Here is a 22,326-nt window from a genome sequence, read left to right as displayed (position 1 = left end):
GTAAATGGCAAAAAAATACATCGATGTGATGGACACTACGTTCCGCGACGGCTTTCAGTCCGTATTCGGAGGACGGGTGTTGATGGAAGATTTCTTCCCTGCCCTCGAGGCAGCCAAAGAGGCGGGAATCCGACATTTCGAATTTGGAGGCGGTGCCCGTTTCCAAAGCCTTTTTTTCTATCTAAATGAAAATGCATTTGATATGATGGATCGCTTTCGCGCCATTGTGGGGCCGGATGCAAATCTCCAAACACTCGCTCGCGGGGTGAATACGGTAATGCTTGATACCGGCAGTCGTGAGATGGTCGATTTGCATGCCAAAATGTTTAAAAAACACGGAACGACAACGATCCGTAATTTCGATGCCCTTAATGATGTCGAAAATCTTAAATACTCCGGTGAGCGTATCGCTTATCATGGACTCAAACACGAAGTCGTTGTTACGATGATGGATCTTCCTCCGGGATGTGTCGGTGCGCATGATGTCGCTTTTTATGAAAAGACACTCCGTGAAATTTTAGATTCCGGTATTCCGTATCATTCTATCTGTTTTAAAGACGCGAGTGGAACTTCCAGTCCGCAAAAAGTGTATGAAACGCTTAAAATGGCACGTAAATTGGTCCCGGAAGGGACTCATTTGCGTCTTCATACGCATGAGACGGCAGGGGTAAGTGTTGCGTGTTATCTCGCAGCACTCGATGCCGGAGTAGACGGCATCGATATGGCGGCGGCTCCGGTGAGCGGCGGTACTTCACAACCCGATATCTTGACGATGCTCCATGCGGTCAAGGGTAAAAATTTCGATCTGGGCGGACTTGAACTCGAAAAAATCCTCAAATACGAAGATGTATTGGGTGATTGTTTAAAAGATTATTTCATGCCGCCGGAAGCGACTCAGGTTTCACCTCTTATTCCATTCTCTCCGATGCCGGGGGGAGCGTTGACGGCAAATACACAGATGATGCGCGACAACAATATGTTGGATCGTTATCCCGAAGTAATCCGTGCGATGCGCGAAGTGGTAGAGAAAGGGGGATACGGTACGTCGGTAACCCCAGTTTCTCAGTTTTACTTTCAGCAAGCGCTTAACAATGCTCTTATGGGACCATGGAAGAAAATTGCTCCGGGTTATGGAAAAATGGTTCTGGGCTATTTTGGTAAAACGCCTACCGCACCGGATGCAGAGGTAGTCCGTATTGCTGCAGAACAGCTCAAACTTGACCCTACAACCGATAATGCAATCGACATTGCCGATCGCGACGAAACAAAATCAATCGCCTATTGGACTCAAAAATTGAGCGATGAGGGGATTGAAGCAACGGATGAAAATATTTTTATCGCCGCTTCATGTGATGTCAAAGGGATTGCATTCCTCAAAGGGGAAGCGACCGTTAATGTCCGAAAAAATAGCCCGAAAGTGGCAGAATCAAACCAACCAAAACAATCACAACAGGAGAATTTCACAATGGCAAATGGAACTTACACAGTAATCGTCGATGGACAATCGTATAATGTACAAATCGTGGGCGGAAATGCAACCGTCGTTCAAGCGGCTCCGGCAGCAGTAGCACCGGTAGCAGCTCCGGCAGTAGCAGCTGCACCTGCTGCGCCAGCAGCTAATGCAAACGCTATTTGTGCTGAGCTTCCGGGTTCTGTATTCAAATTGGTTGCAGCAGTAGGTGACAGTGTCAATGCAGGTGATAAAATCATGATTCTTGAAGCGATGAAAATGGAAATCGACGTAGTCGCTCCACGCGCAGGAAAAGTAACATCAATCAATGTACAGCCTAACGATAAAATCGAAGCTGGCCAAGTATTGGCAGTAGTCGAGTAAGTTTCTTCTTCCTTCTCCCCTTATCGCGGGAGAAGTCTCATCTCCATTTCATTCATTTTTTCTACAATAAGCGGTAAAATATTTTCACTTTTAGTTTTGTCGATAAATCCGTCCGCTCCTAAACTGGTTGCTTCGCGTTTATTATTATCTCCGGTCATTGAACTGTTGACAATAATAGGGATAGATTTGGTTTCGGGATTGTTTTTGAGACGTTGAATAACGGTAAATCCGGACATTTCCGGCATTTCTATATCGGTGATGATGGCGGGGATCGAAGCGGGATTGGGATGCTTCGCAATGAATTCAATCATATCTTTGCCATTATTGAAAATTTGATACCCGATATGGGCGTGCTCGAAAATATGGGTCAAATGGCGTTGTGCGGTTTTTGAGTCTTCCGCAATAAGGACAATGCCGTTTTTGAGTTTCGCGGGAATTGCAATGTTTGCCAGAGAATTCGCGGCCAATTCGACATTGACCATTGCTTGCGGGATGACCTCGGCTAAGAGTTTTTCATAATCGAGGACCAAACACAAACTCCCGTCATCGAGACGGGTATCATTGATCACCAGCCCATCCTCCCCTAACCGATAACTGTCAGGGGCATGCATTTCATTCCAATTCTTTTTGATAACACGGTACGCGTACATAATTCGTATCCCGATGATGACTCCGTTAAAGTCGCAAATCAGGAGATTGGACGCTTTTTTATTCGCATCTTCGAGTTCCACACCGAGCCATTTTGGGAGATTAAGGATGGGGATTTGCATTTCACGTAAAACGATTGTCCCTTCCAGCAGGGGGTGTGCTCCGGGAATCTGGGTGAGATAGTGCCGTTTGGCTTCAACGACTTCTCGTGTTTTGAATACATTAATCGCGTAATAGGGAGATGACTCTGCGGCATCGATTTTGAAGACTAAAAGTTGTACTTCATTGTTTTTAGCTAAATTCGTTGCAGCGTCAACGTGTTCGAGAAGAGACATAGTGACCTCAATTATTTTATATTTATTTATCATATCCAATTCGGGAGATTTATTTACTAAAAACTAAAGGGTGTGAAGTGTAAAATGCGATAAAGACGTTTAAAATTTCTCGTGTCTATCTCTAGTATTAAAATAAAGTAATAAAAATGAACAAGACGACTGCCTGTCCACTTGATTGCTATGATGCGTGTCGTATTGTAGTGGACGAAAATGGAAAGCTCAAAGGGGATAAAAGCCATCCTGTAACGCAAGGCTATTTATGTCCAAATCTAAACCATTTTAGCGATTATGAACGATTGGGTTCTCCAAGGCTGCGAGGCGAAGAGATTTCTATGGAAAAAGCAATGGAAACCCTGATTTCTGCGCTGAAAGGCTCCAAATCCGATGAAGTGCTCTATTATCGCGGAAGCGGTAATGTCGCTTTGATGCAACGCATACCTGAACATTTTTTTGCTTCGATCAAAGGGATTGGAACCTCCGGATCGTTGTGCGACGGGGCCGGAGAAGCGGGTATTTTATTGGGGCGTGGTAGAAACAAAATTTTATCACCGCAAATGATTGCTCAGAGTGAGGTTGTCGTATTTTGGGGACGGAATCCCCATACGACCCATTCGCATCTGTTACCGTTTTTAGAGGGTAAAACGATCATCGTTATCGATCCGTTAAAAACGCAAATGGCAGAAAAAGCTGATTTGCACATTCAAATTAAGCCCCATTGCGATTTGCATCTGGCCTTAATCTTGAGCCGTTTTGCGATTATCGAGGGGATACACGATACGAAATTCCTAGAAGAGCATGCAAGTGAGTATAACGATTTTTATGAATTGACACAGACGGTGAGGATTAAAGCCACGCTTGAGGCTATTGATGTCTCGCTAGGACAAATTGGGGCGATGCTTGAATGTGTTCGGGGGAAAAAGACGGTAATTTTGGTCGGTGCAGGTGTTCAAAAATACCGTAATGGGGCGGATGTACTTCGGAGCATTGACGGATTTGGAGCTGTTATGGGGCTTTTTGGCAAATCAGGGTGCGGAGTAAGTTATCTGGGCGATTCACTTGGTGGGATTGAGCTGCCGTTTACATCCATTACCCATAGGGTCAGCAAAGCGAGCGTTGATTTTTCGAAGTATCAGTGTGTTTTTGTACAGGGTGGTAATCCGCTCTCCCAAATGCCCAATACGATGAGGGTAAAAACGTCGTTCGAAAATGCCGGATTTACGGTTTATTTCGGCCTTTATGAGAACGAAACTTCCCGTGTGGCAGATCTGGTGATTCCGGCGAAAACATTTTTGGAAAAAAGTGACTTTCGCAGTTCGTATGGCGATTATACTTTCCAGGAGATGCCGCGATTAACACAGAGTGAGATCGGAATCAGCGAATATCAACTGACAAGTCTCTTGTGCGAAACATTCGGAGTAAGTTTAGAGAGTGAAGAATACTATTTAAATTATTTTCGTACTCAAATCGAGTATCATAATGGGGTTGGATATCGTCAGGAGAGTTCTGAAATTCCTTATAAAGAGGGATTTGAAAACGGTGAATTCGAATTTTTGGAGGAGATCGATTTGGATATTGATGAAGATGAAGGGTTTCATCTTATCACACCCAAATACGCTAAAGGGCTTAATTCACAGTTTAAAAGAGCCGAAGGGGTTTATTTGCATCCTCATTCAGGGTTTGAGAGAGGGGAGATCGTTCGACTCTCCTCACCGGTGGGAACAATCGAGATGGTGGTACACCATGATGAACGCTTAAGAGAGGATTGTCTTCTGATCTATTCCGGAACCCGCGATGGTAATGTGTTAACCCCTTCTCATCTCAGTTATGAGGGGGAGAGTGCTGTGTATCAAGAATATAAAATAAAGGTGACAAAAAAATGACTAAAAATTTTGACAATTACGTATTACCTACCTATGGACGCCAAAATGTCAGTTTTACGGCGGGGAAAAACGCTGTTTTGATGGATAGCGAGGGGAAAGAGTATATCGATTTTTCCGCGGGAATCGCGGTGTGCAGCGTAGGACATGCCAATGAGCGTCTCAGCAAAGCGATATGCGATCAAGTGAACAAAGTGATTCATGTTTCTAATCTTTATTATATCGAGCCTCAGGCAGAGTGTGCCCGCCGTATTGTAGAGTTGAGCGGATACGATATGAAATGTTTTTTCGGTAACAGCGGTGCCGAAGCCAATGAAGGGGCGATTAAGATTGCCCGCAAATACGGAGAGGTTTTAGGTCAGCCGAAACGGTATAAAATCATTACTTTGGATCACTCGTTCCACGGCCGCACGATCACCGCACTCAAAGCAACGGGACAAGAATCGATGCACAACTATTTCGGACCGTTTCCGGATGGTTTTGTGTATGCCAAAAATATTGATGAGATCGAATCGTTGATTGATGATCACACGGTAGCGGTAATGATTGAACTGGTGCAAGGGGAGGGGGGCGTGCAGCCTCAGGATCGCGCCAAAGTGCAAGCATTAGCGGCGATGCTCAAATCACGCGATGTTTTGCTGATGGTAGATGAAGTACAAACGGGGATCTACCGAACGGGTGAGTTTTTAGCTTCTAACCTTTACGGCATCGAACCTGATGTGATTACCTTGGCCAAAGGTCTCGGAGGCGGTGTCCCTATCGGTGTGGTGATGACAAGCAAAAAAGATATTTTTGCACCCGGCGATCACGGCTCGACGTTTGGCGGAAATTATCTCTCGACAACTGCGGCCAACGAAGTGCTCGATATTCTCGAAGAGATAAAAGAAAATGGAGAACTGGATGAGCATCTCCTCTATTTTGAAACGGCTTTGGCTGCATTCGCCGCATCGCATCCGGCAGTCTTTTTAGAACATGTAGGACTTGGAATGATGCGCGGACTTCGTGTCGTCGATGGAGAGACTTTGGGCAAGATTATCAATGCTGCGCGTGAAGCCGGAGTTATCGTCCTTAAAGCGGGACGCAATACCCTCCGTTTTCTCCCGCCGCTGACGATTACCAAAGGAGAAATTGATGAAGGGTTTGTCCGTCTTGAAAAAGCAATGTCAAATCTCTAAGGCAGCACGTGCGTTTTAGTGAGTATATGAATGAATGGTTGTATGGGGAAGACGGGTATTATGCCTCGTATCGCCCCATCGGAAAAAAAGGGGACTTTTATACGGCAGTCAGCACTTCTAAATTTTTTGGAGGAACGATTGCTAAACATATCATTGCACGGATTGATGAGGGGTTTTTACGTTCCGATTCGCTGATCTGTGAAATAGGTGCCCATCATGGCTATCTTTTAGCCGATATTATCGAGTTTATCCATACGCTTCGGCCCCAATTGTTGCAAACATTGCGATTTGGAATTGTGGAGCGGTTTGAGAATCTCCGTATTGCACAAAAATCGTATTTTGAGGAATCGTTCGGTAATGCGGTAAGTCTGGAGCATTACAGCGATTTGTCCCAGCTGAATGAACAGTCCACTTTTTTTATTGCTAATGAGATTTTTGATGCATTCGCTTGTGAACTTTTTTACAAAGGTAAAATCGCTCGGGTCGAGAATCATGAAATACTCTTTGATATTGATGATCCTAAAATAGCTGAATTGGCAGAAAAATATAAGCAAGATCGTGGGGAAATAGCATTAGGATACGAATCTTTTGCGTCAGCAATGCAACAGAGCTCGAAGCGGTTTGAGTTTATGAGTTTTGATTATGGTGAACTGAATGGACGGAGTGATTTTTCGATCCGTGTCTATCAAACGCATCAAACTTTTCCTCTTTTTGACGAAGTATTGAACCGTTCAGAAGCTTTCGGAAAAAGCGATATCACCTATGATGTCAATTTTACACACGTCAAAGATGCTTTCGCAGAAGCGGGCATTGAGTGTGCCGCGTATGCAACGCAGCTGGTAGCATTGATTGAAATGGGTATCTTGGATCTTTTAGCGATGCTCAAAGAGCATGCCGGTGATGAAATCTATACCCAGGAACTTGAAAAAGTTAAAATTCTGATTACACCGGCCCTCATGGGAGAGCGGTTTAAGATGATTCGGTTTGTCAAGGAGTAGGGGATGCGTTTCTGGATAGTTCTATGGATAGTGGCCAGTATTGCGTATGGCGGTATTTTACACGACGCTGCATTTGAAGGTGATATCGGAAAAATGCGTAATCACCTTCGCGTTCATAAGAACGTTGATGAACAAAACAAAGCGGGTCTTACCGCTTTGCACGTTGCCATCAAAATGGGTGATTTTAAAATATCTCAGTTTTTACTCGATAACGGTGCCGATATCAATGCACAGGATTTTCAGGGAAATACTCCGTTAATTTTAGCGGTGAAGAAAAAAAATTTAGAGTTGGTAACCTTTGTAGTGATGGCGCATGCCGATGTCAATCTCGCCAATAACGACGGGATTACCCCATTGCACCAAGCCGCATTTAGCGGAAATGAAAAGGTGGTTGATTTTTTACTCAAAGCAAAAGCCGATCCGACACTCAAAAACAATGACGGAGCAACGGCCTATGATTTTGCAATTGCCAAGAAAAATTTTCAAATCGCTCAACTTATTAAAATGTCGATGTAGGAGACAACATGCAAATCAAAGTAAACGGTGAAGTACGTGAAATGCCGGAAAGCTCAACGATGCTTGATCTTATCCGCTCTTTGGGATTAGAAGAACGGGTAATGGCCTCAGCCCTTAATATGGAAATCGTTAAACAAGATGCGTGGGGAAATGCCGTGTTAAAAGAGGGGGATACGATCGAGCTTCTCGATTTTGTCGGAGGAGGGTGAATTACCCTTCCAACATCTCAACCATTTTTTGGTATTTCGTTTTGAGAATGAGATACTCTTTGTGAAGTGCTTCATACTCTTTTTTATAATCGATTTCGATACTTTCTGCCTCTGAGCTAGAATTTTCTATCGTGCTATGTTGCGTCGATGGAGTGATGGCGATATAGGTTACTTCCTTTCCATTCTCTTCTTTTACCACAGTCGGTAATTCTCCGTTCATGGTTTTTTTGATGACATTAAAAATACTGATACGGTACTTTGACGCGTATTTTTGGATACTCATTAGTTCAGAAGATTGCATATTTTTGCCTTGTTATGGTTAAGATTGTTGGAGGGCTACGACGGCGATCGCATACTCTCCATCATGGGTGATGGAGACACTAAGGCTTTGGATATTAAAGAGCTCTTTAACATGTGAAGAAAGATTGATAAGGGGTGCACCTTTTGGGCTTTTGGAGAGGATGATATCGTGGAAACCGCATTCGCTTCCTATACCGCATCCGAGCGCTTTGGCACACGCCTCTTTGGCTGCCCAAAAACCTGCGGCATTACGGTGGTGTTTGATTAAAAGAATTTCACTCTCGGATAAAAATTTTTGCAGGCCACGGTCGCCGAAACGCTCCAAAAAGCGCTTCATACGGTCAGTTTTAATGAGGTCGATGCCGATCATTGCACCACGAAGTCAGTGAAGTAAACGTTTTTGACTTTGCCGTCTTTGAGACGCATGTTGAGATCATTCACAATTTGCTCTTTGAGTTTCTCTTTCCCTTTGATGGTTGAAATCTCTTCGAGGGATTTAGAACTGAGGATACGGATAATAATATCTCTGAATATCGGTTTTTTAGTATCAAGCTCAGGAGAAAGCTCTTCTCCTTCAAGTTCGAGATTCATTTCAACTTTAAGATAGCGGCGGCCACTTTCACTGAGAAGATTGACGGTAAACGTGTCGAGAGGGAACATCAGTCCCACTTCGGTCATCGCTTCACCGCTTCCGTGTGATGCACTGCTCTCTCCTTCGCTTGCATGACCTTCTTCATTTGCATGAGCGTCGGCAGCAACTTCTGTCTTCGCACCATGCCCCGATTCCGCTTCTGCGTCGTGGTTACCCATCATTAATGCAGCTACGATACCTCCGATCAGTAAAACTAATACCAATACAACAATAATAATGATTAATAGAAGATTGCTTTTTTTCTTTTCGCCTCCCTCAGGGGCTTGTTCTTCGTGCTCTTTCTCTTTAGTGGCCATCCGTTGCTTCCTCACAAAAAATTAATCGCTTATTGTAGCGAGAAACTTTTGAATTTTGGTTTGATTTGGCTAAACTTACTTCAAGAAAAGAAGGAAAACAATATGGTAGAAACGCTTTTAGGTTATATCGGTCGCCCATTTGTCCGCTTTTATGAGACGATTGAACAATTCGGCCTTTTTATTTTATTCCAGATGAAACTTTTTCAGCTTTATCACCTTGCATTTAGACGCTACAAGATTGTTTTAACACAGATTGATGTTATCGGAATGGGATGTATGGGCGTTATCACCCTGACCGCTCTATTTACCGGAATGGTATTGGCGATACAGCTTTATAACGGCTTTCACCAATTCGGAGCTGAAAGCTTTGTCGGTTATACGGTATTTTTCTCCATTACTCGAGAACTTGGCCCCGTTTTTGCCTCTTTGATGCTGATTTCCCGATCGATCAGTGCGATGGCGGCAGAATTGGGGACGATGCGGGTCTCTGAACAGATCGATGCGATCGATATTTTAGGGGTTAATTCAAAGGAGTATCTGATTACTCCCCGCATTATTGCAACCGTTATCTCCTTGCCGCTTTTGGTGATTTGGTTTGATTTCGTCGCAATCGGTTCGGCCTATTTTATTTCGACACAGGTACTGGGAATTAATCCGATAGCGTACCAAGAGACCCTTTTGCGCTTAGGGGATTTCGATGACATCATGACCGGGGTGATTAAAGCGGCAGTATTTGGGTTTATTGTCAGTTCGATCGGAAGTTATATCGGTTATCATACCAGCGGAGGAGCGCGGGGAGTAGGGCAATCGACGATTTATGCCGTTGTTTATTCCGCAGTCTCAATTTTCATCGCTAACTACTTTATATCGGCATTGTTTTTGTATTTGGATTGGTAGGAGATTTTTTACTCTCCTAGCTCGCTTAGCGGACGGAACTGGTAGAGATCGGGATCGTAATATTCTATTCCTCCGGTCTCGATATCGTAATACCATCCATGAATGAAGAGTTTCTCTTCTTCCACCAATTTCTTCACATACGGATAGGTGAGAAGGTTTTCGATTTGGGTTATGATTGAAAGTTGTTCGGTAGCGCGGAGCAACTCTCCATGCGAAGCATTCTCTCCTAATGCGAGTAGTGCCATCGATTTGGCTTTTTCCCCTAATGTAAGCCATTTTGCCGTATGAATCATGGAGGTATCGCAGGAGGATTTATAGAGCGCTTCGATAGCACCGCAGTGCGAATGTCCGCAGATAATGATTTCGGAGACTTCCAGAACCAATACCGCATATTCTATCCCTGCTGCCGTAGAGTGGAAATCCTCATCCGGTTTATAAGGGGCGACAAAATTACCGACGTTTCGAACCACAAAAAGATCACCGGGACTTGATTGGACGATGAGATCGGGGATAACCCGCGAATCAGAACATCCGATAAAAAGGGCTCTGGGATTTTGACCTTCTTTGACCAGATTCAGCAATTGGGTTTCATGTTTTTTAAAATAGGTTTGTTGAAAGGTTTCATTACCCTCAGCAAACTCTTTGAGACGCTGGACACTTAGGTCCACAGCATTTTTGCTTAGTGGCACTTTTCAATCCCTAATTGTTTGATAATCTCTTCAAAAACTTTTCCGCCTTCACGATCGCAGTCATCATGGTATTCGATTGTAATCATCTTTTTACCGCCGACAACATCTCCACCATAGATATTTGCCGCAATAGAACATAACGGAGTACATGCACTAATCGCTTCTTCGATCATTTTGCGTTCTTCTTCGGTAGAGTAGGCTAATGAGAGCTTGGAATAGCGCTCTTCGGATTTATGGTCGGCAACAATAGAACAAACTGGCATGCGTATATCCCTTAATCGTTATTATATTTCTTATTATACTAAAACCACTCAAGAAGTTTACTTACTTCATCGATTTCATAGCATTTAATGGCTGTTTTTTCGATCGGTTTTTTCGGAATGAGTGCTTTGGTAATCTGTTGGGAGGCGGCCTCTTTAAGACGCTGATCGAGTTGGTATACTTCGCGGATATCGCCGACTAGAGAGACTTCGCCGATAAAAACTGTCTCTTTGGAGATGGCGCGGTTGCGAAAACTGCTGATAATGGCGGCGAGTATTGCCAAATCGGCAGAAGTCTCGGTGATTTTGATCCCCCCCGTAATGTTGATGAAAACGTCGTAGCTGTTAAGGGGGATTTCGAGCTTTCGTTCGAGCAATGCAAGGAGCATATTGAGACGGTTGTTCTCAAACCCCGTTGCCTGACGTTTCGGGTTAGGGGCATGGGTATCGCTGACGAGGGCCTGAACTTCGAGAACGATGGGGCGAGTCCCTTCCATGATAACGGTCAGGGCGGAACCGCTTTGGGACTTGGTTCGGTTGAAAAAGCGCGACGAGAGGTCTTTTGCGGATACGAGACCGTCTGAGCGCATCTCAAACACCCCGATTTCGCTGGTGGGGCCGAAACGGTTTTTAAATCCTCGCAATATGCGAAGTTCATGTCCACTGTCCCCTTCGAAATAGAGAACTACGTCAACCATGTGTTCGAGAACTCGAGGTCCTGCAATAGAACCCTCTTTGGTGATATGCCCGATGATGAAAATGGCAATTCGGCGCTCTTTGGCGATCCGCATCAGATCAAAAGTGATCTGTCGTACCTGGGTCACCGATCCGGGAGCCGAAGCGATGGTTTCGGAGTAGAGGGTTTGGATCGAGTCGATGATGATACACTCATACGCGCGCTCATGCAGCTCACCAAGCACCTGTTCCAACCGTATTTCGGCTAAGAGATAGAGATTGTCGACATTGGCCCCCAGACGGTTGGCGCGGAGCTTGATCTGCCCTTCGCTCTCTTCACCGCTGACGTAGAGGACATTGCGGTTTTGTTTCGCCAGATTGGAGCCGATTTTCAGAAGCAGGGTCGATTTTCCGACCCCGGGACTCCCCCCGATGAGAACCAGTGAACCGGGGACGACCCCACCGCCGAGCACCATATCGAGTTCGGCATCGTCACTGCTAAAGCGTTCGGTATGCTCTTCGACGATTTGGGTGATCTCTTTGGCTTTATTGTTTCCTGAGGGGGAAGAGGTCGAGGTGAGTTTGATCACCTCCTGCTGTTGTTCGCTCAGTTCGACCAAGCTGTCCCATCCGCCGCAGTTGGTACATTTTCCCATCCATTTTGGAGTGGTGAACCCGCAGTGCTGACATTCGAAGAGGACGTTTTTTTTCTTGGCCATTGATTATCTTTCGTATTCAAATATTTCTTGAAGTTTGAGGCAAATATCTTCAGCAATGTTTGACTCAATTATTCCAACTTTTTTGACAAGCCGTTGTTTATCAACACTACGAATTTGATCGAGTAAAATCAATCCCTCTTTGTTATCAAAATTGATTTTAACACGCATGGGTAAATCAAATCCTTTGCTGCTTAATGGTGCAACGATAACGGTGCGCAAAAGATTCATTTCATTGGGAGAGATGATAACACATGGACGTGTTTTTTGTATTTCACTTCCCAACGTTGGATCAAGTGCTACAAGCCAAATTTCAAAACGTTTAATTACCATTCCCATCCCTCGAAATCGAGGTCATTTCCGAGAAAAACTTCCTCTTCTTCGGGAGATTCGAGAAGAGCTTTTTTGATCTGATCTTCCCACCCCTCGCGCGGTTTTCTTTTAGCGGGTTTGAGGAGTAGCCCTTGTGCGGTGACTTCAAATTCGAGAGGTGAATTCTCCAAATGAGCTTGTTTGATGATCGCTTTGGGGATGCGAACCCCTTGAGAGTTGCCGATTTTGATGAGCATGGTCATGATGTACTCCTCATTACTATTTATGTAATCATAAAGTAATTACATAGTGATGTCAATAGATAGGGCTAATTTGTTTTTTCTTCCCCAAAAATCGCATCCAAAATCCCGTCTACAAACTCATATTTGTTAAACGGTATCAGATGTTCGGGCTGTTCGCCGACACCGATATAGAGGATCGGAAGAGAGAGGGCATAGGCGATACTGAAGACCGATCCCCCTTTTGCCGTGCCGTCGAGTTTGGTGATGATGATTCCGTCAACTCCGATCATCTCGTTAAAGGCTTTGGCTTGCGCGATAGCGGAAGAGCCTTGAGTACCGTCTAGGATGAGAATCTTGCGGTGCGGAGCACCGGTATGGGCTTTATCGCAGATACGGACGATTTTTTTGAGTTCGTTCCCGAGATTAGTCTGAGTATGGAGGCGTCCGGCGGTATCAATGATCACCTGCTCAAATCCTCGCGCTTTGGCCGATTCGATCGTATCAAAGGCGACGGCGCTCGGATCGTGCCCCTGACGCGAGGAGACGATAGGAATTTCGAGTTTATCGGCCCAGCGGGTGAGCTGTTCGATGGCGGCGGCACGGAAGGTGTCACCTGCGCCGAGAATAACCCGCTCGCCGTTATTCAGATGACGCTGGGCGAGTTTTGCAATGGTCGTCGTTTTTCCTGCACCGTTAACACCGATGATGAGACTGACCGTCGGTTTATCCGGATTATCAGGGAGGGTATTCTGCGCAAAACTGAGGGTTGCGAGAAGTTTGGAACGGAGCTGATCGCGGGTAATGTTCTCCTGGTAGAGCTCACGGAGTATAATTTCAACCAGATCGTATTCGACATCGGCTTCGAGAAGGATATTTTCAAGATCGTCTTTGCTGATGGTCGCTTTTTTCTCTGGGATGATGGCGCTGATCGCCTCGACGGTTTTTTGAAGCCCCTTTTTGATAAATCCGAACATAGTTATTTTCCTAACGCTTGAGCAATGTCATGATCGATAATCTCTTCTTGCGTGGCACCCGCATAGTGAGTAACGTATGTGCCGTTTTTATACAGAACCATGAGGGGAATCGGAAACTGTTGCCCCACGCCGATGGTTGAAGCGATGGCCCGGGCAAGTTCTTGGTTATCGGCTTTGTTGGAGATGAGATATTCACCCCCTTTGTATTTTTCACGGAAGGCTTCCAGTTCAGCATTGCTTTTATCCTCTTCAATCGTGATCCCCATGATGATGAGATCTTCACCGTATTTTTTTTGCAAATTGCCGAGGTGTTTGACCTCTGCCTGGCAGGGAGGACACCATGTTGCGAAGATATCAAAAAGAACGACTTTATCACTGCCCCCTTCGAGGGTGAAATTCGTTCCCTGTTTTTCGACGATATAGTTTTTCCCTTGTGTATCCATAAGGGTAAATTCAGCCGTTGAAACTATCCCCTCGTCAGTCGATTCTTCACTGCATCCTTGAAAAAGAAACATGACAGAAAGCAAAGGGATTAGAAGGGTTGAAAAACGCATACAAAACCTTTTTTTAGATAAAATGATGAAGATTATAACGAAGCAAAGGTAAAAAGTGTCCAAAAGCGATTTTAGAACCGATTGTCTTAAACGGTTGAAGGGTCTCAGCCCGAGTACTAAAAATTATCGTGATGCTAAAATTCGTTCTACCCTTGAAACTATCCTCAAAAAATTGGATGCTCAGAAAATATTGGCTTTTTGGCCGATGGGCTTTGAAGTGGATATCCGTAAATCGATCAAAATTCTGCGTCGTGAAAAAGAAGTATATCTGCCGTTTATGGATGGCGTCAGTTTCAAAATGGTACCATTAAGATACCCGTTGGAACGTAAGGCTTTTGGGATTTATGAGCCGCGGGATTCGTATAGAAAATATAATTTAATAGATGTAGCTATTGTCCCTGTAGTAGGGGTAGACGGGTCACTGCGCCGAGTAGGTTTCGGTAAGGGTATGTATGATCGATTTTTTCCGACCCTGAAAACGAAACCGTTTACGATTTTTATTCAATCATGCGCATGTCGAACGATGAAACACGTATGTGATGATTATGATGTGCAAGGAGACCTGCTCATTACCTCTCATGGGGTGCAAAGCATGAGGAAAACCAATGTTAAACGAACTTCTCGTCGGGGGTGGAATCGCCCTCGTCAGCGGGTTGGTCGGATTTTTAATTTCAAAAAAGATTACCGCCGCACATTTTGATCTTTATACAGAACAGGCGAAAGCCAAAGCAAAAGCAATTGAAAATGAAGCGCAGATGATACTTGAACGTGCATCGATTCGATCTCGTGAGATTGAAAAAGAGGCACAAAAACGGTACGATGAAACGTATGAACAGGTCAAGAAAGATTTGTCGGAGCGTGCAGAAAAATTAGAACGCATCGAACGTGAGTTTGAGCATCTTCGACAGCTTGAAGAGGAAAAAATCAGTTCAGAACGTACCGGTCTTGAGAACCGACGACTCAATGTCGAGCGCAACGAACGTGCTTTAGAGAAATTAAAAGAAGACTACCGACAAAAAAGTGAACAGCTAAAGGTGATCGTCGAACAGCGTGCCGGATTATCGGTGCAGGAAGCGAAAACGATTTTATTGGAGCAAGTGCGCGACACTGCGCGTTTGGAACTGGCGCGTGAACTGCGTCAACTCGAGGAGCAGTCCAAAGAGCAGCTTAAGCGTAAAGCCAACTATATTTTGGCGCAAGCAACCTCCCGATTTGCCGGTGAATATGCCGCAGAGAGACTGATCAGTGTTATCCATCTGGATAACGATGAGTTAAAAGGGCGTATTATCGGTAAAGAGGGGCGGAATATTAAAACCCTCGAAATGGTGAGCGGTGTCGATATTATCATCGATGAGACTCCCAATGCCATTATCGTGAGTTCGTTCAACCTCTATCGCCGTGCCATTGCGACGAAAACGATCGAATTGCTGATTGAAGACGGTCGCATCCAACCTGCACGGATCGAAGAGGTGTACCAAAAAGTATGCGATGAGTTTGAAGAGGCAATGCAGCGTGAAGGGGAAGAGATCATTTTTGAGATGGGGCTCCAGGGGGTCCATCCGGAGCTTATGAAACTGATCGGTAGACTAAAATACCGCTCCAGTTACGGCCAAAATGCCCTTGCTCATACCCTCGAAGTGGCCCATCTCGCCGGCATCATGGCCTCAGAAATGGGAGGTGATGCCAAATTGGCCCGCCGTGCAGGATTGTTGCATGATATTGGTAAAACACTGACCCAAGAAAGTGGGGGCAGTCACGTTGATATCGGTGCTGAATTGTGCCGACGCTATAATGAAGATCCGGTCGTCATTAATGCCATTTATGCCCATCATGGGTACGAAGAGATTAAAAGTATCGAGTGTGCGGCGGTCTGTGCTGCCGATACCCTCTCTGCAGCCCGTCCCGGAGCACGGCGTGAAGTGCTGGAAAGCTTTCTGCGCCGTGTCAGCGAAATCGAAGAGATCGCAACTCAAAAAGTGGGTGTTAAACAAGCGTATGCGATTAATGCAGGGCGTGAAGTACGTGTCATTGTCAGTGCGCAAAGTGTCAATGATGATGAAACCGCCTTGATTGCCCGTGAAATAGCCGATGATATTTCGCAAAAAGTACAGTTTCCGGGTGAAATTAAAGTAAGTGTTATCCGTGAGAGCAGAGCGGTTGAATACGCTCGATAAAAAATGTTAAAAACTAAGGGGTAATTCCCTTAGTCTCGTTTGATCGTAATAGCGATCATTCCTCGTAAATCTCCCATTTTATATCCGGTCGCTTTATCTTCAGGATAGGTAGTATGAATCGCTTTGGCTAACGCCCCTTCGACATTTCCATGACATTTCAAACACGCTTCATTATTGATCACAATCGGTTTATAGTACATGATGGTACTGTCTGATACCTTTACGAGTTTTTGTGCAGGGAGAGGCTGGCCATTTTTAACCAGTTTATCCCATTCATTTAAAAGAGCTATTTCGTCTTTATTGGCTTTATTCACCGGATTACGATTATTGATACTAATGCGTTTTATGGAAGTTTTTGACTCTTTGGCTATTTGTTCAGTGAGGGTGAGGGCGTTTTGAGAACAAAAATGGAGTGCTCCCATAGAGCCGTTGGTCTGCATTTGGTTTTTTAATTCACCGCCGAGTTTTTGGAGGAGTAGGGCAGATGCCTCGGAGCCTTTTGTAACCATTTGTTCTTCACTTAAAGGCGAAGCGGTGAGTAACGTAGAGGTTAAAAAGAGTGAAAGCAGCGGAAAATGACGCATAGGTATATCCTTTATCTATAATAATAATTATTTTAGCAGATGCGTTAAAATCTTTGCCTAACACCCTTAATCTAAAGGATCTTCTTCAGAATCGTCATATGGATCGAGATGGATGAGGGGGTGTACCGTGTTTTCAGGAAAAAGACTTTTGAGGGACAATGCGATCCGATCCCCGACCATGTGCGCATCATACAATGAAGTGCTGATACTGAAAACAATGTGAACGCTTAGATAAATGTCGGAACCTGAACGGCGGGTTCGCAGATCATGGTGGCTGCTGATATCGAGCTGAGCGTTTAAAAGCTTGTTGATTTTAGCAACACTATCCGCATCTAACGCGGCATCAAGAAGCATCAAAATCCCCTCTTTAATCAGCGGGTAAGCAGAATAAATCATATAAATACTGATGGCAATCCCTAAAAGGGGATCGATAAAGGTATATTCAGTAAACGAGATAAATACCAAAGAGGCTACAACGGCACCATTGCTGAGAAGGTCGGTTTTGTAATGGAGCGCATCCGCTTTGATGACCATATTTCCCGTTTTTTTCGCCACAAAATTCAAAAATAAAACCAGCCCTGCCGTGATAACGAGGGAAGCGGCCATGACCCAGATAGAGATATCCAAATGTTCTATGGCACTTCCCTGAACCATTTTGGAAATGGCGGTGTAGAGGATAAAGAGTGCCGAGAGGCTGATAATAGTCCCCTCAATCACCGCGGCAAGCGGTTCAAGTTTACGACGACCGAAGTTAAAGTTTTCATCGGGCTCTTTATCCGAATTGTGAAGTGCAAAGTAATTAAACAAGGAGACAACCATATCGAGCAATGAGTCGATTGCAGAGGCCAAGACGGCAACGGAGCCGCTGATAACCCCAACGGAAAGTTTAAAGGTTACCAATAAAAAGGCGACAATGGTAGAAATGAGAGTGGCTTTTTGTTCTATACGCATGGTGCCATTTTAGCCTAATATGGATAAAATTAGTTGATTATAGCAAGGAGAAAATATGGATCTGAATGCGGTTCGACAAGAACGCTCAAAATGGATGGAATGGAAAAATATTGCTCCGTTACGTGAGGCGCTCAATCAGCTTCCGGTCATTACTGCTACGGTCGAGTTGAAGGATGTCGTATCCCTCCATACTACGGAGGCAGTGGATTTAAATGAACTTGAACGGATAGCGCGAATGATGATGCCGTGGCGAAAAGGGCCGTTCGATCTTTTCGGCCTTTTTATCGATACCGAATGGCGCTCGGATCTTAAATACAATTTTCTTCGTCCCCATTTCAATCTGAGCGGCAAAAAAGTCGCCGACATAGGGTGTAACAACGGCTATTACATGTTTCGTTTCCTCGAAGATGCTCCGGCCAAGGTGGTTGGGTTTGACCCTTCGGCACTCTTTAAATCCCAGTTTGATTTTATCAACCATTATGTGAAAAGCGATATTGTGTATGAGTTGCTAGGGGTGGAGCATTTACCCGATTACGAAGAGAAATTTGATGTCATTTTTTGTCTGGGGGTATTGTATCATCGAAGCGATCCGGTTGCTATGCTCAAAGCCCTGGGGCAGGGTTTGGCAAAGGGGGGAGAAATCTATCTCGATACCTTTATCATCGATGGAGACGAACCTTTTGCCCTTTGCCCGAGCGAGAGTTACTCGAAAATTACGAACGTTTATTTTGTCCCGACCCTTAAAGCGCTGGAAAATTGGTGTATTCGCGCCGGCTTTGCCTCTTTTGAGGTTCTTGGAACGGTAGTGACTACCTCGGATGAGCAGCGCAAAACGTCCTGGATTGAATCGCAAAGTCTTGAAGATTTTCTTGATCCTGCCGATAATAGTAAAACAATCGAGGGATATCCTGCACCGAAGCGGGGATACATACGGATCAAGAAAGGGTAATTTTGGCAAAAAATCAATCAGGAAGAGAAGAAGAGTCGTTTCCAGTGGTGATCAACCAGCAAAGCTCGCTGAATACTCATGAGAGAATTAACCGTGTTTACAGCGGTGAAATTGTTAAACTAGAGGTCGGATACGCAAAAGTTTTATTGGAGACAAATGAAGCGATGCGTGCCGATGAAGTGGGATTGGTGCATGGCGGATTTATCTTCAGCGCGGCTGATTTTGCAGCGATGGCATCGGTTAATGAGCCGAACGTTGTATTGGCTTCGTGTAATTGTCTTTTTCTGGCGCCGGTAAGAGTCGGCGATATTGTGACGTTTGAAGCAACTGAGCACCAAACCGAGGGGCGAAAGCGTAATGTCACCGTCAAAGGGTATGTTCATGAGATCAAAGTCTTCGAAGGGGAGTTTAAAACCGTCGTCACCGAGCGGCATGTTTTACGCCTCGATTTGATGAAAAATGTGGAATAGTCTATTTAGATAGAACGTATCCAGTATTCGACGTGACGCTGTTCTGCGGGGACGGTAGTGGGCTCTCCATGACCGGGATAAAGTGTTTTCGTAGATTGCATCTTTGAAAATTTTTGCAAACTCTGCTTCATCGCATCTGCGTCGGAATAGGGAAAATCCCAGCGGCCGATAGAGTTGTGAAATATAAAATCCCCGCTAAAGATCACATCGCCGATCTCGATCATCGAACACCCAGGGCAATGCCCCGGAAAATGGTGAAACTTCACCGTAATCCCTGAAATCTCAAAAGTTTCATCACCATTCACTTCGATATCGGGTGTCGATGGTGGCAATCCTGGCATCCAGGTACTGTTTTGTAACAGCATCACATCCCCTTTTGGGGTATAAAGAGGGATATTTAATTTTTTTTGCAGTTCGCTATTGCTCCAGACGTGATCAAAATGACCGTGGGTGTTGAGGATGGCGACGGGATTTTTAACATTCGCCATGACCCATTCGGTCGCCCCCATTCCCGGATCGATAATGATCTCTTTGTCGTCTATTTTAACAATATAGCAGTTGGTTTGATAATCGCCCATCGGACGTTTGAGTATTTCCATAGCGTGCTCTTTTTTAGTCGGATTGTAGCATAAAAGGGGATTGGAATTTTGATTTGCTATAATAGTATCACTTTAACAGTAAGGCACAAAATTTGTCATTCTTCCAAAGGTCTCTTTTAAATTCATTTTCACGAAATAGGTTGAGTATGAATGGGATAAATATTGAGATAACAATATGAGTAAGTATCAATTTTCACCTTTAAAAGATGAAAAAGAGTTTGAATCGTTAGTTAATGACTTATGTGAAGAAAAATATGGCATTGAGTTTCAAATATATGGAAGAAAAGGTCAAACTCAAAGTGGAATAGATGGGCTTTCTTTTGCAAAGAATGAAAAACAAATTGTTTATCAATGCAAAAATAAACTAATAGCTAGAGATGATACAAAAATTCAAACAGAGCTTTTAAAAGATATAGAAAATGAAGTTCAATCGGCTAGTGCTAAATTTACAAATATCGATACATTTATTTTTGCGAACTCTTTTAAACAAGATACTGTTCTGCAAGATAGAGCAACAGAGTTAACAGCTCAATTTGGCTTTACTATTATTGTGTGGAGTTGGGAAGAGATTGAAGGATTACTCGAAAAATATTTAAAAGTATCAAAACAATATTATCCTCATTTATTCGATAAAAGTATATTGTCTGAACATGATATAAGACAAAAATTTCATGAGAATTCAGTGTTTTTACTTTCCTCATCAAGTTTATATATAGAAAAAAGTTTTATTGATATGCCCGAATTTGATGAGATTTTTGAGTTTATAAATAGTGAGAATTATGAAGATGATTTATTGGTTCTGACTGGAAAAGCTGGTATCGGTAAAACTGCAATACTAAGTAAGATACAAAGTGATCTTATAGAGAGTCAGATGGCTTATTTGAGCATTAAAAGCGATAAAATCGATATAGAAAGTCGAGATTCACTTTCTAAATTTTTTGGAGTTGAAGATGTTTTGCACTCTATAAAACAGTTATCAAGAAAAGAAAAAGTCATTGTGTTGATAGACCAACTGGATGCTTTATCTTTAACAATGTCATCAAATCAAAAAGTAATAAATATTATCTTGGGGTTTATAGAACAATTAAAATACATCTCAAATGTAAAAATAATCGTTTCTATCAGGGAATATGATTTAAAAAATGATCCGTTATTTAAACATTTAGATGACTCTAATGTTATAAGAACACAGTTATTGAGTTTTGAATATGTCAATGACAAATTAAAGTCATTTATAAAAGAGTCTGCAACATTAAATAATACCTTAATTGAGTTATTACGGACACCACTGCATCTGTCGATTTTTATAGACCTATATCATAATGACAGTAGTTGTATATCCATTAAAACGCTACAAGATTTGTATAAGAAATTTTGGGAACAAAAAATCAATAGTGAGTCAGTAGATAAAACTATGAGACTAAATAGCATTGAACTATTAAACTCAGTTGTTAAAAAAATGAATGAATTGAAAAAAATTGAAGTTCCTGCTTTATATTTTGAAGATGAGTTTAAAGAAGAATTGAATCTTTTATGTAGTAATGGAATTTTGAAACAAGAGAATAATAAAATCTCATTTTTTCATCAAACTTTTTATGATTATGTATTCGCTAGAGATTTTGCCAAAAAAGGTATGTCTTTATTTGAGTATATTTTAACAACATCCCAAGACTTGAGTATAAGGGAACAATTCAAACAAATTATCCAATTTTTAAGGGGTACAGATGAGAATATGTATCTCTTAGAACTTGAAAATATCTTGTATTCAGACAAAGTTCGGTTTCATATCAAACTTTTATTGATGTCATATCTTGGAAGCCTTGAAAATCCAACGGCTAATGAATTTGATTTTATCCAAAAACTTTTTAGTGATAATAAAAATTTTGAAAAATATTTTATTGAGAGCTGGATATCTTCTGATTGGCTAATCTATTTGAAAGAAGCCAATTTTTTTAATGAGGAGAATTTTAAAAAATATAATTTGCATTATCGATTGGATACATTTGTAAACAAAGAACCATATATGGTTTTACAAATACTAGATGATTGTAAATGTAATCCTGAAATAAAAGATGAAGCCATAATGTTATCATTGGAAAGACTTGATCGTTGGAACGATTATAGTTTTGCAATTTTTGAAAAATATCATCATTTTGTACGCAAAGATAAGATGAGGTTTGATATAGAAAAAATTTATAAAAAAGTATATTTTTTCAACCAAGATTATGCGATAAATTTATTTTTTGACTTTTTAGATACTCTCATAGATGAAGCTGACGACAATAATAAAAATGAACTTTTAGATTATCATTGGTATCGGATATTTGAATTTTTGATAACAACAGACAATCAATATATTTTTCAGAAATTATTAGAGTCGATTCAAAAAATTAGTGAAAAATTTAAAAATGAATATTCTAAAAAAGAGTTTCTGATTACC

Annotated in this window: 26 protein-coding genes; 12 read left to right on the top strand and 14 right to left on the bottom strand. The window is 42.9% G+C overall.

Features of this window, described 5'->3' with window-relative positions; genetic code table 11:
* Positions 1-4: 4 nt before the first annotated feature.
* On the top strand, positions 5-1,834 hold the full coding sequence (locus WB308_RS00745) for a biotin/lipoyl-containing protein (RefSeq protein ID WP_424188003.1): 1,830 nt from the start codon (positions 5-7) through the stop codon (positions 1,832-1,834).
* A 20-nt stretch (positions 1,835-1,854) separates the two neighbouring features.
* Here the strand turns inward: WB308_RS00745 and WB308_RS00740 are convergent, their stop codons facing one another.
* Entirely contained in the window at positions 1,855-2,817 is a 963-nt protein-coding gene (locus WB308_RS00740) for a chemotaxis protein CheW (RefSeq protein ID WP_424188001.1), read from the bottom strand.
* 146 nt (positions 2,818-2,963) lie between these two features.
* Between WB308_RS00740 and WB308_RS00735 the strand changes: the two genes are divergently transcribed.
* Genes WB308_RS00735 through thiS form a run of 5 tightly spaced genes read left to right on the top strand, consistent with a single transcriptional unit; the run spans position 2,964 to position 7,592 of the window.
* On the top strand, positions 2,964-4,697 hold the full coding sequence (locus WB308_RS00735; RefSeq protein WP_424187999.1) for a molybdopterin-dependent oxidoreductase: 1,734 nt from the start codon (positions 2,964-2,966) through the stop codon (positions 4,695-4,697).
* Positions 4,694-5,869, top strand: coding sequence for an aspartate aminotransferase family protein (locus tag WB308_RS00730; protein WP_424187997.1), 1,176 nt, complete (start codon positions 4,694-4,696; stop codon positions 5,867-5,869). Before WB308_RS00735 ends, WB308_RS00730 begins: the two co-directional genes overlap by 4 nt.
* Positions 5,870-5,877: 8 nt before the next feature.
* Positions 5,878-6,867, top strand: a complete 990-nt coding sequence (locus tag WB308_RS00725; RefSeq protein WP_424187995.1) for an SAM-dependent methyltransferase — start codon at positions 5,878-5,880, stop codon at positions 6,865-6,867.
* 3 nt (positions 6,868-6,870) lie between these two features.
* Complete coding sequence (locus WB308_RS00720) at positions 6,871-7,383, top strand: ankyrin repeat domain-containing protein (RefSeq protein WP_424187993.1); 513 nt, start codon at positions 6,871-6,873, stop codon at positions 7,381-7,383.
* A gap of 8 nt (positions 7,384-7,391) precedes the next feature.
* Complete coding sequence (gene thiS / locus WB308_RS00715) at positions 7,392-7,592, top strand: sulfur carrier protein ThiS (protein ID WP_424187991.1); 201 nt, start codon at positions 7,392-7,394, stop codon at positions 7,590-7,592.
* A gap of 1 nt (position 7,593) precedes the next feature.
* Here thiS and WB308_RS00710 read toward each other — a convergent pair whose 3' ends face one another.
* Genes WB308_RS00710 through fliL form a run of 3 tightly spaced genes read right to left on the bottom strand, consistent with a single transcriptional unit; the run spans position 7,594 to position 8,840 of the window.
* A complete protein-coding gene (locus WB308_RS00710; RefSeq protein WP_424187989.1) occupies positions 7,594-7,893 on the bottom strand; it encodes a hypothetical protein in 300 nt (99 codons plus the stop codon).
* A gap of 18 nt (positions 7,894-7,911) precedes the next feature.
* On the bottom strand, positions 7,912-8,262 hold the full coding sequence (gene acpS, locus WB308_RS00705) for a holo-ACP synthase (protein WP_424187987.1): 351 nt from the start codon (positions 8,260-8,262) through the stop codon (positions 7,912-7,914).
* Positions 8,259-8,840, bottom strand: a complete 582-nt coding sequence (fliL, locus tag WB308_RS00700; RefSeq protein WP_424187985.1) for a flagellar basal body-associated protein FliL — start codon at positions 8,838-8,840, stop codon at positions 8,259-8,261. The genes acpS and fliL overlap by 4 nt, the downstream gene beginning before the upstream one ends.
* Before the next feature lie 102 nt (positions 8,841-8,942).
* Here fliL and WB308_RS00695 point away from each other — a divergent pair, with 102 nt between their 5' ends.
* Positions 8,943-9,737: an MlaE family ABC transporter permease gene (locus WB308_RS00695; RefSeq protein ID WP_424187983.1), complete on the top strand. Its 795-nt coding sequence runs from the start codon at positions 8,943-8,945 to the stop codon at positions 9,735-9,737.
* An 8-nt stretch (positions 9,738-9,745) separates the two neighbouring features.
* On the opposite strand, the gene WB308_RS00690 is transcribed toward WB308_RS00695, so the two are convergent.
* The 7 genes from WB308_RS00690 to WB308_RS00660 form a co-directional block, all read right to left on the bottom strand.
* Positions 9,746-10,426, bottom strand: a complete 681-nt coding sequence (locus WB308_RS00690) for a carbonic anhydrase (RefSeq protein WP_424187981.1) — start codon at positions 10,424-10,426, stop codon at positions 9,746-9,748.
* A complete protein-coding gene (locus WB308_RS00685) occupies positions 10,417-10,689 on the bottom strand; it encodes a hypothetical protein (protein WP_424187979.1) in 273 nt (90 codons plus the stop codon). Before WB308_RS00685 ends, WB308_RS00690 begins: the two co-directional genes overlap by 10 nt.
* 38 nt (positions 10,690-10,727) lie before the next feature.
* A complete protein-coding gene (radA, locus tag WB308_RS00680; RefSeq protein ID WP_424187977.1) occupies positions 10,728-12,080 on the bottom strand; it encodes a DNA repair protein RadA in 1,353 nt (450 codons plus the stop codon).
* Positions 12,081-12,083: 3 nt separating this feature from the next.
* Complete coding sequence (locus WB308_RS00675; RefSeq protein WP_424187975.1) at positions 12,084-12,410, bottom strand: type II toxin-antitoxin system PemK/MazF family toxin; 327 nt, start codon at positions 12,408-12,410, stop codon at positions 12,084-12,086.
* Entirely contained in the window at positions 12,404-12,652 is a 249-nt protein-coding gene (locus WB308_RS00670) for an AbrB/MazE/SpoVT family DNA-binding domain-containing protein (protein ID WP_424187973.1), read from the bottom strand. The genes WB308_RS00675 and WB308_RS00670 overlap by 7 nt, the downstream gene beginning before the upstream one ends.
* A 65-nt stretch (positions 12,653-12,717) precedes the next feature.
* A complete protein-coding gene (gene ftsY, locus WB308_RS00665) occupies positions 12,718-13,605 on the bottom strand; it encodes a signal recognition particle-docking protein FtsY (protein WP_424187971.1) in 888 nt (295 codons plus the stop codon).
* 2 nt (positions 13,606-13,607) lie between these two features.
* On the bottom strand, positions 13,608-14,159 hold the full coding sequence (locus tag WB308_RS00660) for a TlpA family protein disulfide reductase (RefSeq protein ID WP_424187969.1): 552 nt from the start codon (positions 14,157-14,159) through the stop codon (positions 13,608-13,610).
* Positions 14,160-14,214: 55 nt separating this feature from the next.
* On the opposite strand from WB308_RS00660, the gene WB308_RS00655 reads away from it, so the two are divergent.
* Both WB308_RS00655 and rny read left to right on the top strand, forming a co-directional pair.
* Complete coding sequence (locus tag WB308_RS00655) at positions 14,215-14,859, top strand: 5-formyltetrahydrofolate cyclo-ligase (protein WP_424187967.1); 645 nt, start codon at positions 14,215-14,217, stop codon at positions 14,857-14,859.
* Positions 14,765-16,333 carry a ribonuclease Y gene (rny, locus tag WB308_RS00650; RefSeq protein WP_424187965.1) on the top strand — a complete coding sequence of 523 codons (1,569 nt, stop codon included), beginning with the start codon at positions 14,765-14,767 and terminating at the stop codon, positions 16,331-16,333. The genes WB308_RS00655 and rny overlap by 95 nt, the downstream gene beginning before the upstream one ends.
* Before the next feature lie 29 nt (positions 16,334-16,362).
* On the opposite strand, the gene WB308_RS00645 is transcribed toward rny, so the two are convergent.
* Both WB308_RS00645 and WB308_RS00640 read right to left on the bottom strand, forming a co-directional pair.
* Complete coding sequence (locus tag WB308_RS00645) at positions 16,363-16,917, bottom strand: Tll0287-like domain-containing protein (RefSeq protein WP_424187963.1); 555 nt, start codon at positions 16,915-16,917, stop codon at positions 16,363-16,365.
* A gap of 66 nt (positions 16,918-16,983) precedes the next feature.
* Positions 16,984-17,868 carry a cation diffusion facilitator family transporter gene (locus WB308_RS00640; protein ID WP_424187961.1) on the bottom strand — a complete coding sequence of 295 codons (885 nt, stop codon included), beginning with the start codon at positions 17,866-17,868 and terminating at the stop codon, positions 16,984-16,986.
* Positions 17,869-17,923: 55 nt separating this feature from the next.
* On the opposite strand from WB308_RS00640, the gene cmoB reads away from it, so the two are divergent.
* Together cmoB and WB308_RS00630 are read left to right on the top strand one after the other, a co-directional pair.
* Positions 17,924-18,817 (top strand): tRNA 5-methoxyuridine(34)/uridine 5-oxyacetic acid(34) synthase CmoB, encoded by an 894-nt coding sequence (gene cmoB / locus WB308_RS00635; RefSeq protein WP_424187959.1) that lies wholly within the window; start codon positions 17,924-17,926, stop codon positions 18,815-18,817.
* Between the two features lie 2 nt (positions 18,818-18,819).
* Positions 18,820-19,287, top strand: coding sequence for a PaaI family thioesterase (locus tag WB308_RS00630; protein WP_424187957.1), 468 nt, complete (start codon positions 18,820-18,822; stop codon positions 19,285-19,287).
* Between the two features lie 5 nt (positions 19,288-19,292).
* Here the strand turns inward: WB308_RS00630 and WB308_RS00625 are convergent, their stop codons facing one another.
* Positions 19,293-19,886, bottom strand: coding sequence for an MBL fold metallo-hydrolase (locus WB308_RS00625; RefSeq protein ID WP_424187955.1), 594 nt, complete (start codon positions 19,884-19,886; stop codon positions 19,293-19,295).
* A gap of 175 nt (positions 19,887-20,061) precedes the next feature.
* Between WB308_RS00625 and WB308_RS00620 the strand changes: the two genes are divergently transcribed.
* Positions 20,062-22,326 (top strand): NACHT domain-containing protein (locus WB308_RS00620; RefSeq protein WP_424187953.1); only part of this gene is annotated, 2,265 nt, incomplete at its 3' end.

The organism is Sulfuricurvum sp., assembly GCF_049587615.1.
Taxonomy (GTDB): Bacteria; Campylobacterota; Campylobacteria; order Campylobacterales; family Sulfurimonadaceae; genus Sulfuricurvum.
Note: the sequence above shows the minus strand (reverse complement) of the source record. Positions and strands in the feature narration are given on the sequence as shown.